This is a genomic window from Exiguobacterium sp. EA-TM-5, from assembly GCF_053878415.1.
Genome location: NZ_CM132670.1, coordinates 2856881 through 2869836, shown reverse-complemented (window position 1 = coordinate 2869836; position 12956 = coordinate 2856881). Strand labels below are relative to the sequence as shown.

Sequence of the window (12956 nt, the reverse complement as noted above, 5' to 3'; positions counted from 1 at the left end):
CGCTCAAGATGAAGTGGGAACAATCCGTGGCAGGTAAGCCCGCTCGAAGTGAATCAAACGACCGGAAAGTGTGACACGAGCTGCGTGATGAGCATACTCACTCGCACTTAGGCGACGGATACCTTCTTCCCGTGCCTGTCCATCCGACTCTGCTTCGAAGACGTCATCGAGCAATGTTTCCCCACGATCTGAAAATACTGTAATCGTATACTGCATACCTGTTCCTCCCTTATTCGCTCGTTCTTGCCTTCAGTATAATGAATAACCATTCATTTTACAAGCGTAAGTCCAAGTCCTGCCATGTCAGCTGTCTCGCAGCTGGAGGAGTAGAGAGGTGACTGACGGTCATACCAATCAAGCGAATCGGACCGTCAAAGGCGATACCGTTGAATAGTTTGGTTGTTTCTTCGAGCAAGCGTTCTTCGTCTGCTGTTTCTTCTGAAAAGGTATGCCGTTTCGAGCGAGATTGAAACGTGTCAGTCTTCCACTTGATTGTGATCGTCCGACATACGAGTTCTTTTTTCTGTAGGCTCGCAATGACAGATTTTGATTCTCGAATCAACGTCTCAAATATCGTATCGATATCTTCTGTGTCTTCTTCGAAAGTCGTCTCAGAACCAATCGATTTTCGTTCTCGTTCCGGACGGACAGGGCGTTCATCAATCCCATGTGCCATCGCATGCAGTTCGGTTCCACGATCGCGTCCGAGCAATGCTCTTAATTGTTCGACCGGCATCTGTTGGACATCAGATACAGTCTCAATTCCTTGTTTCCGTAACGCTTGTTCCGTTACTTTTCCGATGCCGTGTAAATCTCCGATTTTCAAAGGGGATAAGAAACTGAGGACGTCCTCTGGTGGAACGACCGTCATGCCGTCCGGTTTCTTATAACCGGAAGCAACTTTTGCGACGAGCTTTGAGTTGGAGACACCAGCAGAAGCAGTTAAACCTGTCCGTTCTTTAATTTGTTGTAAGACATATTGTGCGATATAGGTCGCACTTTTTTGATCAAAATAATTCTCCGTGACGTCAAGGTATGCCTCATCAAGCGAGAGCGGTTCGACGAGTGGTGTCACTTCTCGAAAAAGTTCCATGATTTGCGCACTGACGGCACGATAGACGTCAAAGCGGGGACGAATGAAGACGGCACGGGGGCAAAGCTGGAACGCACGTCTTGATGGCATTGCGCTATGGATACCGTATTTACGTGCTTCATAGGAACAGGTCGCTACGACACCACGAGCATGCGGCGGTCCACCAACGACGACGGGAACACCTTTTAATCGAGGACGATCGCGTTGCTCGACGGAAGCGTAAAAGGCGTCCATATCAATATGAATGATTTTTCGTTCCATCGTTCACGCGTCTCCTTTCAGTAGTTATGATACAATTAGTATAACGAACTTATGTTCTGATATCTATTTTTTAGGTTGACTGTTTTTTGGCATACGAACAAGAGCGCCTAACCATCCACGCCAGCGCATCCAGTAGAAGATGCCACCGGTCGAGAGAAAGATTAGAGCGAGAGATATGGCATAACCATATTTCCATTCTAGTTCTGGCATGATTTTAAAGTTCATCCCCCAAATCGCACCGAGAGCCATCGTTGGTGTCGCGACGGCAGTAAAAATTGTCAGTGCCTTCATGATCTCGTTTCCGCGGAAGTTCGAGACGGTCGTCGATAAGTCGAGAAGGACCTCAATGTCTTTTTGATAGTGTTCAATGAGCATCAATAGGCGACGAACGCGTTTCGTAGCTAGCTTTAATGAGAGATCCTTTAGATACGATTCTTCTTCAAGAAACGATTCCTCTCCGGCCATGACGAGTTCTTGAAATGGAACAATCAAATCGGACCAGTTCTCGATCGTATCGCGTAGCGCGAAGATACTATCGAGCGAATCTTCATTGATGCTGCCACGCAGTTCGTCTTGTCTTGAAAACAATTCCGTCTCAAATAAATCAATACCGGCAAAATAGGTATTCAGCTGTAAGGCAAGAATCGTATAAAAGGCAGCGAACGGATGCGCGGGTGAGTAGGGGGCGACAAGTGTTACGATCGATTCAGATAGTCCGATCGTAATCAACTTTTCTTTTGTCACGTAAAAACAAATCGATCGACGATCGCTTTTATCGACAGGATTTTGCCATGTGACGACAGCTCCGTAAAGGACTCCTTTTTCCGAACGAGTGAAGTTCATATCTTTTGATCGTAGCTGTGTGACCCAATCCATTTCAGATTGGTCGACGACAGTTGTCGGAAATGTTTGTTCATAGTCAGCTAAATCAAGATAGCGGGACCAATTAAATTGAGGTTCCAGTTCCATGTTCATGACTCCCATATAGTAGAATGAAATAGTATATACCTTAAGTGTAGTTAATCGAGTATAAAAAAGACACCTATTTTACAGATAAAGGACGTGTTTCAAGTATGAAAGGAATCGGTAAGTTAGCGATTGGAGAAACGCTCGATCAGCGAGCGATGATCAAGCAAGCGGTCAAAGGAATCGCGGCAAATGGGAAGCCGTATTTGACGATTATCTTGACGGATAAGACAGGTGAAATTGAGACGAAGATGTGGGATACGAGTGATCTTGAGAAATATGCACCAAAGTCGATCGTCCATGCCGCTGGAGAAGTCATGGACTATCGAGGGCGGACGCAATTGAAACTCAAGCAAATCACGGTCCTTGAGGAGACGAATGTAGAGGACTATGTCCAATCCGCACCGATTCCACGAGAACAGATCGAGACGGAAGTACTCGCGTTCGTAGAATCGATTCAAAATAGTGATATGAAAAAGCTCGTCAAGCATTTGATTACATCACGATTCGACGCCTACTTCACGCATCCGGCAGCAGTCAAGAATCATCATGCGTTTTATTCAGGACTGTCTTACCACGTCCTTTCCATGTTGCGTCTAGCAGACCAAATTGCTCAACTCTACCCGACGCTAAACCGTGATGTGCTAATCAGTGGCATCATTCTACATGATTATGCGAAAATCAAGGAGTTATCCGATCCGGTTGCACCAGAATACACGTTACCAGGAAAGCTGGTCGGTCATATTACGATGATGGTAGCGGAACTCGAAAAAGTCGGAGCAGAATTACAAATCGACGCAGAAGTACTGACGGTCTTGCAACATCTCGTCTTAAGTCATCACGGACGACCAGAATGGGGTTCTGCCGTTGCACCACAAATGCGTGAAGCGGAAGTCTTATTCTTGATCGATAACCTCGATGCACGGATGACGATGATGGATCGCCTCCTTGAATATGTTGAACCAGGACAGTTCTCGGAACGATCATTTGCCTTGGATAATCGTGCTTTTTACCGTCCGAAGCTATAAGGGGGAAGAAAGATGAAGACGAAGTTGTTTGATACGGTTCAACTCGGAACACTGACATTCCGCAATCGGGTCATCATGGCACCGATGTGCATGTACAGTGCAAAAGAAGATGGACTCGTTACGGATTGGCATGTCACACACTATGCAACCCGTGCAATGGGTGGTGTCGGTGGCGTCATTTTGGAAGCAAGTGCCGTCACGCCAGACGGTCGGATTTCAGCTGGTGACCTCGGTATCTGGTCAGATGCACATATCGAAGGCTTACAACGAATCGCAGAGCAAGTCAAAGCGGCGGGTGCAAAAGCAGGAATTCAGCTGGCGCATGCGGGACGTAAAAGCACAACGGCTAATCCTCCCGTTGCACCGAGTGACTTACCGTTTGATGATACGTATACACATCCGCGAGCATTAACTCTTGGAGAAATTGCAACAATCAAACAGCAGTTCATCGATGCAGCTTTACGTGCGGAACGAGCAGGATATGATTTCATTGAAATTCATGGTGCTCACGGATACTTGTTGAACACATTCCTCTCTCCTTTATCGAACGTGCGTGAGGACCAGTACGGTGGATCGACGGAAAATCGGATGCGCTTGTTGTTAGAGATCATTGATGGTATTCAGGAAGTCACGAAGCTGTCAATTTGGGTTCGGATTTCAGCAGCTGACCATGCGGCAGGTGGAATGACGGCAACAGACTATATTCCACTTGCGAAGGAACTAGCAGCACGCAACATCGACCTACTCGATTGTAGTTCAGGTGCTGTCGTAGCAAATGCGGTGCCGCAAGTGTATCCGGGTTATCAAGTGAGCTACGCAGAAGAGTTGAAACGAGAAACGGGTATTGCAACGGGAGCGGTTGGATTGATTACGACGGCAGCCCATGCAGAAGAAATCGTTCGAAACGGTCGCGCAGATATCGTTCTGCTCGCACGTGAGTTACTTCGCCAGCCTTACTGGGTCTATCATGCAGCGGCTGAGTTAGGAGATACGGTCGCCTTGCCGAAACAATACGAACGGGCACCAATCCGGACTGTTCGCTAAACATTACGTCTTGAAAACGAAAAAAAGGAAGCCGAGAAGGCTTCCTTTTTTGATTACTGCTGTTGTTGTTGCATCATTTGTTGTTGCATCTGTTGTTGTTCTTGTTTGTCTAAATCGAAAGCATCTTTGAAGTCTTTATTTTCGATTTTGACATCGTATTCTTTCATGAGTGAACGGTAGATATCGTTCGGGTTGACTTGTGCTGCTTTTTCTTCAGCAAGTGCTTTTTTGATGCGTGCTTTTTCTTTATCAAGCGTAAAGTCTTTCTTTTCTTTACGATCGACTACTTTGATGATGTGGTAACCGAACTGTGTTTTGATCGGATCGGAGATTTTACCTTCAACGCCATCCTTGAACGCGTAATCCTCGAATTCCTTGACCATTTTACCTTTTGTGAAGTAACCAAGGTCTCCACCTTTTGCACCACTACCTGTGTCAGTAGATTTTGATTTAGCAAGTTTCGCGAAGTCTGCACCTTCATCTAATTGCTTTTTAATGTCTTTTGCTTCTGACTCTTTTGCAACAAGGATGTGGCTTGCTTTGACTTCGACTTTTTCTTGATCAAAGCGCTCTTGGATTTCTTTATCTGTTACTTTTGATTTCGCAGATTTTGCTTCCGTTAAGAGCATTTGTGTACGAAGAACTGTCTCGAATTCTTTTTCGTTCTTGATTCCAGCAGATTTCAATGTTGTATTGAACTGCTCTTTATCTGGGAACTGGTCTTTAGTTTTCTTGACTTCTGCTTCGACTTCTTTATCTGTGACTTCTTTGCCGTACTTCTTCTCAAGCAATTTGTTCATCGTTTGCTGGAAGGCGATTTGAGCACCAGCTTTTTCGTATGCTTCTTCTTGGACGTCAGCCTTGTTGACTTCGCCACCTTTGTAATTGATGACGGCTTCGTCATTTGATCCACATGCTGCTAACGTAAATACACTTGCGACTGCTGCTGCGCCTAACAATTTCTTTTTCATACATACACCCCTAATTTACCATTTATTTCAACCGTTTTATCATATCATATTCTCGTCTGGTTGACAGCTGTATCTTGTCATTCCAAGAGATACTTGCTCTTTTCCATGCTATCATATCCAAGTAGCCGGTTGAGGATAATTTTTATGGGAAATTGTGAGGGAAATAACGCTCTTGAGACATAGTAGTAATGTCCTTGTCATGAGGAAAAAAGACCTAAAAAAAGCATTCTAGCTAAAGGCTAAAACGCTTTTGACGATGTTATGCTTTTTTGATCGAGTCCATGACTGGATCTTGCGGACGACGATCTGCTTCTTCCGTGATCATTTTCGATGTTTCGGCGAATATATCCATGAAGCTATCGCCGTATAAGCGACGTACAATCGCGGAGATGTCCGTTAATTCTGGGAATTTCCCGTACAGTTCCTGAAGAGGAAGTGAGGCACGGAAGACGCCGTTTTCTTCAGGACGGAATGCTTGAATCGTCTCAAGTAAGAGTGATTCACCTTCCGGCGTTAACTGGACGTAGGTATTTCGTTTATCAGTTTCCTTTTTCGAGAACGTCAACAGTCCGCGGTCTTCTAACTTCTTCGAGAAATTAAATGCCGTCGAGACGTGCATGACACCATACTTCGCAATCTCAGAAATCGATGCGCCACCTAGTGCGTGCGAAATCCATAAGATATGGTGTTCGTTAATGTTCAGATCAAAAGGCTTGATCCAGTTTTGCCAATCTTTTTCTACCGTTTTCCATAGTGCTTTGCTTAACTGGACAATCTTGTGGCTATACAACAATGCTTCTTGTCCAGGATATAACTTTTCGTGTTCCATATCTGACTCATCCTTTCGAAAGGTGACAATGGCTCAAACGCGCAAAATGCAAACTATACAAAAACAAATCGAAGCAACGGATCTTACTTTTGTGGAGAAAGTTGGTCTGCTTCCTGTTTCGCTTCATCAGCGAGAGACTGGATTTTCGTGAGCGATGCTTGGACTTCCGTTTGGTATTCCGAGACGCTCTGCATGACTTCTTCTTTGAAGTGCATACCAGACGCTTTTGCTGTCTCTACTAAGTTCTTGCCCTCTAGGGTCAAATCCTGCACATTCGTTACGATTGTAGAATAAGAATTTCGACGTTGATGACCGTTCGAAGAGTCGCTTTTCGTACCTTGGCGAAGCGCCTTCAGACCGTAAAAAGTCACAAGTGTTAGCGTAGCACCAAAAGCGACCCAATTACGGGGGGGACGCTTCGACATACTGAACCTCCTTTTTAATATTAAAATATTTGTTTCATATTATTTTACCGAAAATTGAATGGAAGAAACCTATTTCGGCAATATTTTTCTAATAATAGAAGAAAAAGAACAAACTTAGATACGTGAGGCGATCGAATTTGCGAGTTCAGCTAATTCTTCCGTCGTGTATTCCTCGTTATGAACTTCCCACTTTGCACCAAAGCCGTCTTGTTTATCGTGACGCGGGATAAGATGGAGATGGAAGTGGGATACCGATTGACCCGCTACTTTTCCTGTGTTCGACAAAAGATTCATCCCGGCTGCACCAGTTTCTTGTTGTAGCGCACGGCTGATTTGCGGAATCGTCGCAAATATATCTTGTGCCTGTTCAGGAGAGAGGTCGTACATGTTATCTGCATGTTGTTTAGGGATGACGAGCGTATGTCCTTTTGTCACTTGTGACAAGTCGAGAAATGCGAGAACTTGTTCGTTCTCGAAAACGATATGACCTGGGACTTCTTTTCGAGCGATTTTACAGAAGATGCATGACTCTTTTTGCATGGGACGTTCACTCCTTTGGGTAAGATAGTATTAGTATACGGAAAGTTTCCGACTTCCGCACGATTGACAGTCAATTTGAAGTCGATACACTTAGACACATACAGCTAATGAAGAAAAGGAGCGAACTGCATGGCATCACGAGTAGCCTCGACAGCACAAAAAAAACGAAAACAGCGACTGCTCATCGGTAGCATCATCATGGTCGGTCTTTTCTTATTATTTGCCTTTTGGTTCGGGCGTAATATGCAAGAGGCATCGAAGCTTGAACGAACCGACGAGCGACTTGCCAGTTTACTGAAGGAAAAGGATCAGCGTGGATTCCAGAAGCTAGTCACGATGAATGGTAAGTCGTTGCCGCTGAGTGAAGCGACGCGACTCATTAATTGGTTGACGGCTGATTCAGAGCGAACGGATCGGGTCGTCGCACAAGTCAAACAGGATCAAGACGCAGGGAAACAGGTAAAAATACACGTGTTTACGTTAAAAGAAGAGGAAGGATGGCTTTGGTATGACCGGTACTCTCTTGATGTGAACCTTCAACGATTGACTGTTTCGAGTGATGTGCCTAAGACAGAAGTTTCACTCGATGGAGAAGAGATCGGAACGATTGATCAGAAATCACTTGAAATCAAGCGTTCTCCGGGAGAATACGATGTTCAGGTGAGTGCGGAGCAGTCAGGACAAACGGTTCAGGAGTCGAAGACCGTACAACTCGGAGATGAACCGAACGCGACAGTTGATTTTAAATTAGCCGATCAGTTCAACACGACGGTGTCGAACGAATATGCGGTCGATATCAAAACGTTACTAGAGACAGAAGTGAAAGCGCGGACCGGGAAAAGTATCGATACGATGACCGGATACCTTGGACGTTCGCGTGATTCGTTTGAGAATACGTTCGGAACGCCTGATTCGACGGTCGCCAATCGAGCACGATACGATGGGTATGAAGTGACCTATCAGTCAGGTCAAGTCGATGAGTTATTAATTCGCTTGAATAAGACGCCAGAAGAACTTGAAGCCATCGCTGGAAAACCAGAAGGAAAGAAGCGAGAACAAGTCGGTACGATTTGGGAGTATCCATCTAGTTTTCTTGAAGGTGTGTTCGAATGGTTGAATTTACGAGCAGAAAAGCGAGTTGTCGAGCGAGAAGATGGCATGTGGTTACAATTGAAAGACTAAAAAAATCCCCCGAACATCTGTCCGGGGGAATTTTTGTTTATCGTTTATTCACCGCACGGAGAATGAACGATACGATGAGGATAAGAATAATAGCACCAAGTAAAGCAGGTACGATTGCGAATCCAGCGACCATTGGACCCCAATCTCCGAATAATGCTTGACCGATCAATGCACCGACAAAACCGGCGATGATGTTACCGATAATACCACCTGGAACATCTTTACCTAAAATCAAGCTTGCTAACCAACCAATAATACCACCAACGATTAATGCCCATAAGAATCCCATTTAAAACACTCCTTTTCGATTAGAATATATGATTACTTACGTACTGCCCGGAGAATAACTGAAACGATGAAGATCAAGATGACTGCTCCGAGAATAGCCGGAATGACAGCAAATCCGCCAAGTTTCGGTCCCATTGAACCAAAGATAGCTTGACCGATCATCGAACCGATGAAACCAGCAATGATGTTACCGATGATGCCACCCGGTACGTCTTTCCCAATAATAAGACTTGCGATCCAACCGATGAGACCACCAACGATTAATGCCCATAAGAATCCCATTTTTAAACATCTCCTCTACATATTAGTTTTACCTGTTTTCAGGCAGTTATAAACACGTGCGAAAATGAAAAAATCTGAAATCGTTCGTTCGATAAAAGGACTAGATGATTAGACCACTTGATAAAGAATGAATGAACGATTCATTGATTTCACTTTCAATTTGCATGTAAATCGTTTTCATATATTGATGTAACGATTACACTTAGAGTAATTGCCGAAAAAACAAGTATTAAAACATTATATTTAAAAAAACTAGGCGTTAAGCTAGAAAAATTAACAGAATCTACTTTACGATGAGGCTAAAGGGAGTGGCAAATATGTTATTAGATATCAAAGGTTTGTCAGGAGGATACGGATCAAAAACCGTTCTGCATGACATCAATATCGAAGTCGATCAGGGCGAACTCGTCGGTTTGATTGGTTTAAATGGTGCGGGGAAATCAACGACGATCAAGCACATTCTTGGTCTTTTACCAGTCAAGACGGGATCAGTTCGAATCAATGGAATGGATTTAGCAACGAACGAAACCGACTATCGTCGTCAAGTCGCATACATTCCAGAACAGCCGATGTTATATGAACAACTGACGTTACGGGAGCACCTTCGACTGATGGCGCAAGGATATGACGTCGAAGAAGCAATCGCGACAGAACGTGCGCAACATTACGCTGAACGGCTTCGGATGACGAAGCAACTAGAATGGTTTCCCAGTGTCTTCTCAAAAGGAATGAAACAAAAAGCGATGATCTTGTGTGCACTCGTCACAGGCAGTGAGCTGTTGATCGTCGATGAACCGTTCGTTGGACTCGATCCGCTCGCAATTCGCGAATTACTACAAATTTTTAGTGAACTCAAGCAGGATGGTAAAGGGATTTTAATGTCGACGCATATTCTTGAGACAGCAGAACGGCATTGTAATCGATTTGTACTCTTACATGAGGGACACATTGCAGCGGAAGGGACGACAGCCGCTTTACGCGCACGATATGGATTACAAGATGGAACGTTAGATGATCTGTACGTTGCCGCGATCGAGGAGGCGGAACGATGAACAGCCAATCCTTATGGAAGGAACGGTATCAGGCGGCGATGACGGAAACGGTGAAATACACAAGATACATGGCGAATGGTGGACTATTGTTTACCGTGTACTTCGTTATTTTGTACGGTTTAGTTGTTTATGGTCGTTTCCTTGATCAACTCGATCCAACGTTTCCTGGTCGGTTCGTCATGGCCGCTTTATTTTTAATATTACCGCTTTACCGGACGAGTCGGACGTTTCTCGTCGAGGCGGATCAAGTTTTTCTATTACCGGTGTTAGCACGGCTATCAGGGTTTATGCAACAAGTACGAGCGTATAATGCAGTCTTTGGTATCATCCGTGCGGTGATTCCGTTTTTAGCGGTTGTCGTCCTCTATGTTCGGACGGAACAGACGACACCACTTGAACTTGTTTTGCTTGGAGCATCGCTTGCATTGTTCGGAGCGGCAGCGAATTTATCAAAGCTTGAAGGGATTGCACATCGGACGGTGATGTTATACGCGTTCGGAGCAGCACTTCTCGTCATCATCGACATGGCGTGGATGGCGATCGTCGTCGCACTTCTCCTAATGGTCGTACTCCATTTGAAGCGTCAGGACCACCTTCCGCTTCGCGAATGGATTGCGCTTGAGCAGGAATCGCGCGATCGATTTTATCGGTTAGCGAATTGGTTCGTCGATGTTCCACACCTGTCAGCAATGTACAAACGACGTCGTCTTCTAAGCAACATGGTCGAGCGAATTCCGTACCGGGCGCAAACGACATTTGATTACTTGTACGTCAAACAATTTATTCGGAGTGGAGACGGAATCGGATTAATTGTTCGTTTGACGTTAATTGGAGCTGTCTTCATGTGGTTGGCAAGCGGTAACGTTTGGTTCGTCGCGTTAGCGATTCCAGCGTTTAGCGGACTAACGAGTTTTCAGTTGGCACCATTTACGAAAGCAGTGGATCAGCACCTATTGACCCGTCTATTGCCGTATGGAAATTCCGTAAACGCTAAACGGAAAATCATTCGCTTCGCATCCATCAGTCAATGCATCGTACTGACACTGATTGGTTTCTTTTTAAGCGGGTCCATTTATGTCGTTGGTGGAGCAGCCTTGGCACTTATGATCGGCGAGTATTATGCACGAAAATGATAGACAATTAGAAAGAGCCTACACGATGAACTCTCATCGTGTAGGCTCTTGTTCATTACCCATTATTAATTGACGCGTTCGTTTGATAGCTCTTCTTCTTCGACCATCCGTAATTCTTTGCTGACCGGAGCTGGAAGATCGTAAGAAGCTTGACCATGTTCAGCAACGTCGAGTCCACGAAGTTCATCTTCCCGAGTAATCCGAAGGCCAATCGTAAGATCGAGTACCTTTAAGAAAGCGTAACTCAAGACGCTGACGATGACGATAGCGAAGACGACACCGAGTGCTTGAACACCGAGTTGCGTAAAACCGCCACCGTAGAAGAGACCTGCTTGTCCGATGCCTGTGATTTCAACAAGACGTGGTGAAGCGAAGAATCCAGTTGCGAGTGTTCCCCAGATACCAGCGACACCATGGACGGAGAAGGCACAAAGCGGATCATCAACGCGACTTGCGAGAAGTATGCTTGTGCCATACGTGATCACACCAGCAAGGAATCCGATGACGACGGCTGCCCATGGTTCAACGAAGGCGCAGGCTGCTGTAATCGCAACAAGTGCAGCTAGGACACCATTGATGATTGATGGGATATCTGCGACACGGCGGTGCCAGAATGAGATGGCGAGTGCGCCGAGTGCACCTGCTGCAGTCGCAAGTAATGTTGTTAAGGCGACATAACTAAAGAATCCGTCGGCAATCGTTAATGTCGAACCGGCGTTGAATCCGAACCAACATAACCAAAGAATAAAAGCACCGACGACAGAGTAGATGACATTGTGTCCGAGTAAAGGCGTTTTTTCAGCACCAATTCGTTTCTTGAGCAATAGAGCAGCAACGAGTGCGGCAATTCCGCCTTGTAAGTGAACGACCGTTGATCCAGCGAAGTCTTGCATTCCGAGCGAACCGAGGAATCCACCTGCCCAAACGGAACGTGCAATGATCGGATAGATGATAGCAACGAAAAACGTTCCAAACAACAGGTAGACGGATAATTTAGCGCGCTCTGCGAATCCACCCCAAGCAATCGCAAGGGAGACAGCGACGAATGAGAGTTGGAAGAGGAATTTCACATCGATCGTGATGTTCGACCAATCAAGGCTACTGAATCCTCCATGTAAGAAGAACCCTTCCGTTCCGATAATGGAATTACCATCGCCAAAGGTCAATCCAAATCCAATTGCCCAAAAGGCGAGGGCGGCGACTGAGAAGCTGATGATCTGTTTGACGGCGACATGCCCTGCGTTCTTGGCCCGTAACATCCCTGTTTCTAGAAGTAAGAATCCGATTTGCATCGTAAAGACGAGCAGTGCTGCGAATAAGACATAAAACGTATCGACTGAGATAGCGAGTTGTTCCAGTTTCATTGTCGTTCCTCCTTTATCCATTTAAAGTATGTGTTTACTTTAGACGGAAACACTTTGGAAGAAACGTGTTGTGTCAGAAAATCTGACATGGTATTTTTGTGGAAAGGAGTGACGAAGATGAACTACCGTGAAAAAAAGGTGATGTCGATTGGAATCGTCTGTGAATTGACCGGATTATCGGAACGTCAGATTCGTTACTATGAAGAACGAAAACTAATCTTTCCAGAACGGACAAATGGAAAGACGCGAAAATATTCATTTACGGATGTCGAGCGACTCGTTGAAGTCGCGGAAAAAATTGAAGATGGTTGGCGGACACATGAAATACGTGAAAAAGAACGGAAGGTAACGGAACAGCAACGTTCTGATTTGATCCGTGGTCAATTAAATGCTGCATTCGGTCTTTACAAGAAACAGTGAACATTTCATGAACTGGTAACAGAACTGTCATTTTGTAAACGATTTATTGGCACAGACTTCTTAATTTCAGATATAATG

16 protein-coding genes are annotated in these 12956 nt (G+C 45.1%); 6 read left to right on the top strand and 10 right to left on the bottom strand.

Features of this window, described 5'->3' with window-relative positions; all coding sequences use genetic code 11:
• Positions 1–3: 3 nt before the first annotated feature.
• From ACV3PA_RS15050 to ACV3PA_RS15040, 3 genes are all read right to left on the bottom strand, one after another.
• Entirely contained in the window at positions 4–216 is a 213-nt protein-coding gene (locus ACV3PA_RS15050; RefSeq protein WP_053452634.1) for a YhzD family protein, read from the bottom strand.
• Positions 217–274: 58 nt separating this feature from the next.
• The gene (dinB, locus tag ACV3PA_RS15045) at positions 275–1354 is read right to left on the bottom strand and encodes a DNA polymerase IV (RefSeq protein ID WP_053452635.1); all 1080 of its coding nucleotides are present in this window, start codon (positions 1352–1354) and stop codon (positions 275–277) included.
• 63 nt (positions 1355–1417) lie between these two features.
• Positions 1418–2323, bottom strand: a complete 906-nt coding sequence (locus tag ACV3PA_RS15040; RefSeq protein WP_053452636.1) for a magnesium transporter CorA family protein — start codon at positions 2321–2323, stop codon at positions 1418–1420.
• A 104-nt stretch (positions 2324–2427) separates the two neighbouring features.
• On the opposite strand from ACV3PA_RS15040, the gene ACV3PA_RS15035 reads away from it, so the two are divergent.
• Together ACV3PA_RS15035 and namA are read left to right on the top strand one after the other, a co-directional pair.
• Positions 2428–3348, top strand: coding sequence for an HD domain-containing protein (locus ACV3PA_RS15035; protein ID WP_053452637.1), 921 nt, complete (start codon positions 2428–2430; stop codon positions 3346–3348).
• A gap of 12 nt (positions 3349–3360) precedes the next feature.
• On the top strand, positions 3361–4392 hold the full coding sequence (gene namA, locus ACV3PA_RS15030; protein ID WP_456125154.1) for an NADPH dehydrogenase NamA: 1032 nt from the start codon (positions 3361–3363) through the stop codon (positions 4390–4392).
• 53 nt (positions 4393–4445) lie between these two features.
• Here the strand turns inward: namA and ACV3PA_RS15025 are convergent, their stop codons facing one another.
• The 4 genes from ACV3PA_RS15025 to ACV3PA_RS15010 form a co-directional block, all read right to left on the bottom strand.
• Complete coding sequence (locus ACV3PA_RS15025; RefSeq protein WP_456125153.1) at positions 4446–5363, bottom strand: peptidylprolyl isomerase; 918 nt, start codon at positions 5361–5363, stop codon at positions 4446–4448.
• A 259-nt stretch (positions 5364–5622) separates the two neighbouring features.
• Complete coding sequence (locus tag ACV3PA_RS15020) at positions 5623–6192, bottom strand: HTH-type transcriptional regulator Hpr (protein WP_023467344.1); 570 nt, start codon at positions 6190–6192, stop codon at positions 5623–5625.
• Between the two features lie 83 nt (positions 6193–6275).
• Entirely contained in the window at positions 6276–6617 is a 342-nt protein-coding gene (locus ACV3PA_RS15015) for a hypothetical protein (protein ID WP_053452640.1), read from the bottom strand.
• Positions 6618–6731: 114 nt separating this feature from the next.
• Complete coding sequence (locus ACV3PA_RS15010; protein WP_053452641.1) at positions 6732–7157, bottom strand: HIT family protein; 426 nt, start codon at positions 7155–7157, stop codon at positions 6732–6734.
• A gap of 129 nt (positions 7158–7286) precedes the next feature.
• On the opposite strand from ACV3PA_RS15010, the gene ACV3PA_RS15005 reads away from it, so the two are divergent.
• Positions 7287–8339: a TcaA second domain-containing protein gene (locus ACV3PA_RS15005; protein ID WP_053452642.1), complete on the top strand. Its 1053-nt coding sequence runs from the start codon at positions 7287–7289 to the stop codon at positions 8337–8339.
• 37 nt (positions 8340–8376) lie between these two features.
• Here ACV3PA_RS15005 and ACV3PA_RS15000 read toward each other — a convergent pair whose 3' ends face one another.
• Both ACV3PA_RS15000 and ACV3PA_RS14995 read right to left on the bottom strand, forming a co-directional pair.
• Positions 8377–8628: a GlsB/YeaQ/YmgE family stress response membrane protein gene (locus ACV3PA_RS15000; protein ID WP_029340936.1), complete on the bottom strand. Its 252-nt coding sequence runs from the start codon at positions 8626–8628 to the stop codon at positions 8377–8379.
• A 32-nt stretch (positions 8629–8660) separates the two neighbouring features.
• Positions 8661–8909 carry a GlsB/YeaQ/YmgE family stress response membrane protein gene (locus ACV3PA_RS14995; RefSeq protein ID WP_053452643.1) on the bottom strand — a complete coding sequence of 83 codons (249 nt, stop codon included), beginning with the start codon at positions 8907–8909 and terminating at the stop codon, positions 8661–8663.
• Between the two features lie 317 nt (positions 8910–9226).
• On the opposite strand from ACV3PA_RS14995, the gene ACV3PA_RS14990 reads away from it, so the two are divergent.
• Positions 9227–9961 carry an ABC transporter ATP-binding protein gene (locus ACV3PA_RS14990; RefSeq protein ID WP_053452644.1) on the top strand — a complete coding sequence of 245 codons (735 nt, stop codon included), beginning with the start codon at positions 9227–9229 and terminating at the stop codon, positions 9959–9961.
• On the top strand, positions 9958–11094 hold the full coding sequence (locus ACV3PA_RS14985) for an ABC transporter permease (RefSeq protein ID WP_456125152.1): 1137 nt from the start codon (positions 9958–9960) through the stop codon (positions 11092–11094). The genes ACV3PA_RS14990 and ACV3PA_RS14985 overlap by 4 nt, the downstream gene beginning before the upstream one ends.
• A gap of 65 nt (positions 11095–11159) precedes the next feature.
• Here the strand turns inward: ACV3PA_RS14985 and ACV3PA_RS14980 are convergent, their stop codons facing one another.
• Entirely contained in the window at positions 11160–12458 is a 1299-nt protein-coding gene (locus tag ACV3PA_RS14980; protein ID WP_053452646.1) for an ammonium transporter, read from the bottom strand.
• 117 nt (positions 12459–12575) lie between these two features.
• On the opposite strand from ACV3PA_RS14980, the gene ACV3PA_RS14975 reads away from it, so the two are divergent.
• Positions 12576–12878 carry a MerR family transcriptional regulator gene (locus ACV3PA_RS14975; protein WP_023467353.1) on the top strand — a complete coding sequence of 101 codons (303 nt, stop codon included), beginning with the start codon at positions 12576–12578 and terminating at the stop codon, positions 12876–12878.
• The last annotated feature ends 78 nt before the right edge of the window (positions 12879–12956 follow it).

Coding starts and splice junctions, on each gene's coding strand:
- ACV3PA_RS15050 (WP_053452634.1), bottom strand. CDS start 216: ATGCAGTATACGATTACAGTATTTTCAGATCGTGGGGAAACATTGCTC.
- dinB (WP_053452635.1), bottom strand. CDS start 1,354: ATGGAACGAAAAATCATTCATATTGATATGGACGCCTTTTACGCTTCC.
- ACV3PA_RS15040 (WP_053452636.1), bottom strand. CDS start 2,323: ATGGAACTGGAACCTCAATTTAATTGGTCCCGCTATCTTGATTTAGCT.
- ACV3PA_RS15035 (WP_053452637.1), top strand. CDS start 2,428: ATGAAAGGAATCGGTAAGTTAGCGATTGGAGAAACGCTCGATCAGCGA.
- namA (WP_456125154.1), top strand. CDS start 3,361: ATGAAGACGAAGTTGTTTGATACGGTTCAACTCGGAACACTGACATTC.
- ACV3PA_RS15025 (WP_456125153.1), bottom strand. CDS start 5,363: ATGAAAAAGAAATTGTTAGGCGCAGCAGCAGTCGCAAGTGTATTTACG.
- ACV3PA_RS15020 (WP_023467344.1), bottom strand. CDS start 6,192: ATGGAACACGAAAAGTTATATCCTGGACAAGAAGCATTGTTGTATAGC.
- ACV3PA_RS15015 (WP_053452640.1), bottom strand. CDS start 6,617: ATGTCGAAGCGTCCCCCCCGTAATTGGGTCGCTTTTGGTGCTACGCTA.
- ACV3PA_RS15010 (WP_053452641.1), bottom strand. CDS start 7,157: ATGCAAAAAGAGTCATGCATCTTCTGTAAAATCGCTCGAAAAGAAGTC.
- ACV3PA_RS15005 (WP_053452642.1), top strand. CDS start 7,287: ATGGCATCACGAGTAGCCTCGACAGCACAAAAAAAACGAAAACAGCGA.
- ACV3PA_RS15000 (WP_029340936.1), bottom strand. CDS start 8,628: ATGGGATTCTTATGGGCATTAATCGTTGGTGGTATTATTGGTTGGTTA.
- ACV3PA_RS14995 (WP_053452643.1), bottom strand. CDS start 8,909: ATGGGATTCTTATGGGCATTAATCGTTGGTGGTCTCATCGGTTGGATC.
- ACV3PA_RS14990 (WP_053452644.1), top strand. CDS start 9,227: ATGTTATTAGATATCAAAGGTTTGTCAGGAGGATACGGATCAAAAACC.
- ACV3PA_RS14985 (WP_456125152.1), top strand. CDS start 9,958: ATGAACAGCCAATCCTTATGGAAGGAACGGTATCAGGCGGCGATGACG.
- ACV3PA_RS14980 (WP_053452646.1), bottom strand. CDS start 12,458: ATGAAACTGGAACAACTCGCTATCTCAGTCGATACGTTTTATGTCTTA.
- ACV3PA_RS14975 (WP_023467353.1), top strand. CDS start 12,576: ATGAACTACCGTGAAAAAAAGGTGATGTCGATTGGAATCGTCTGTGAA.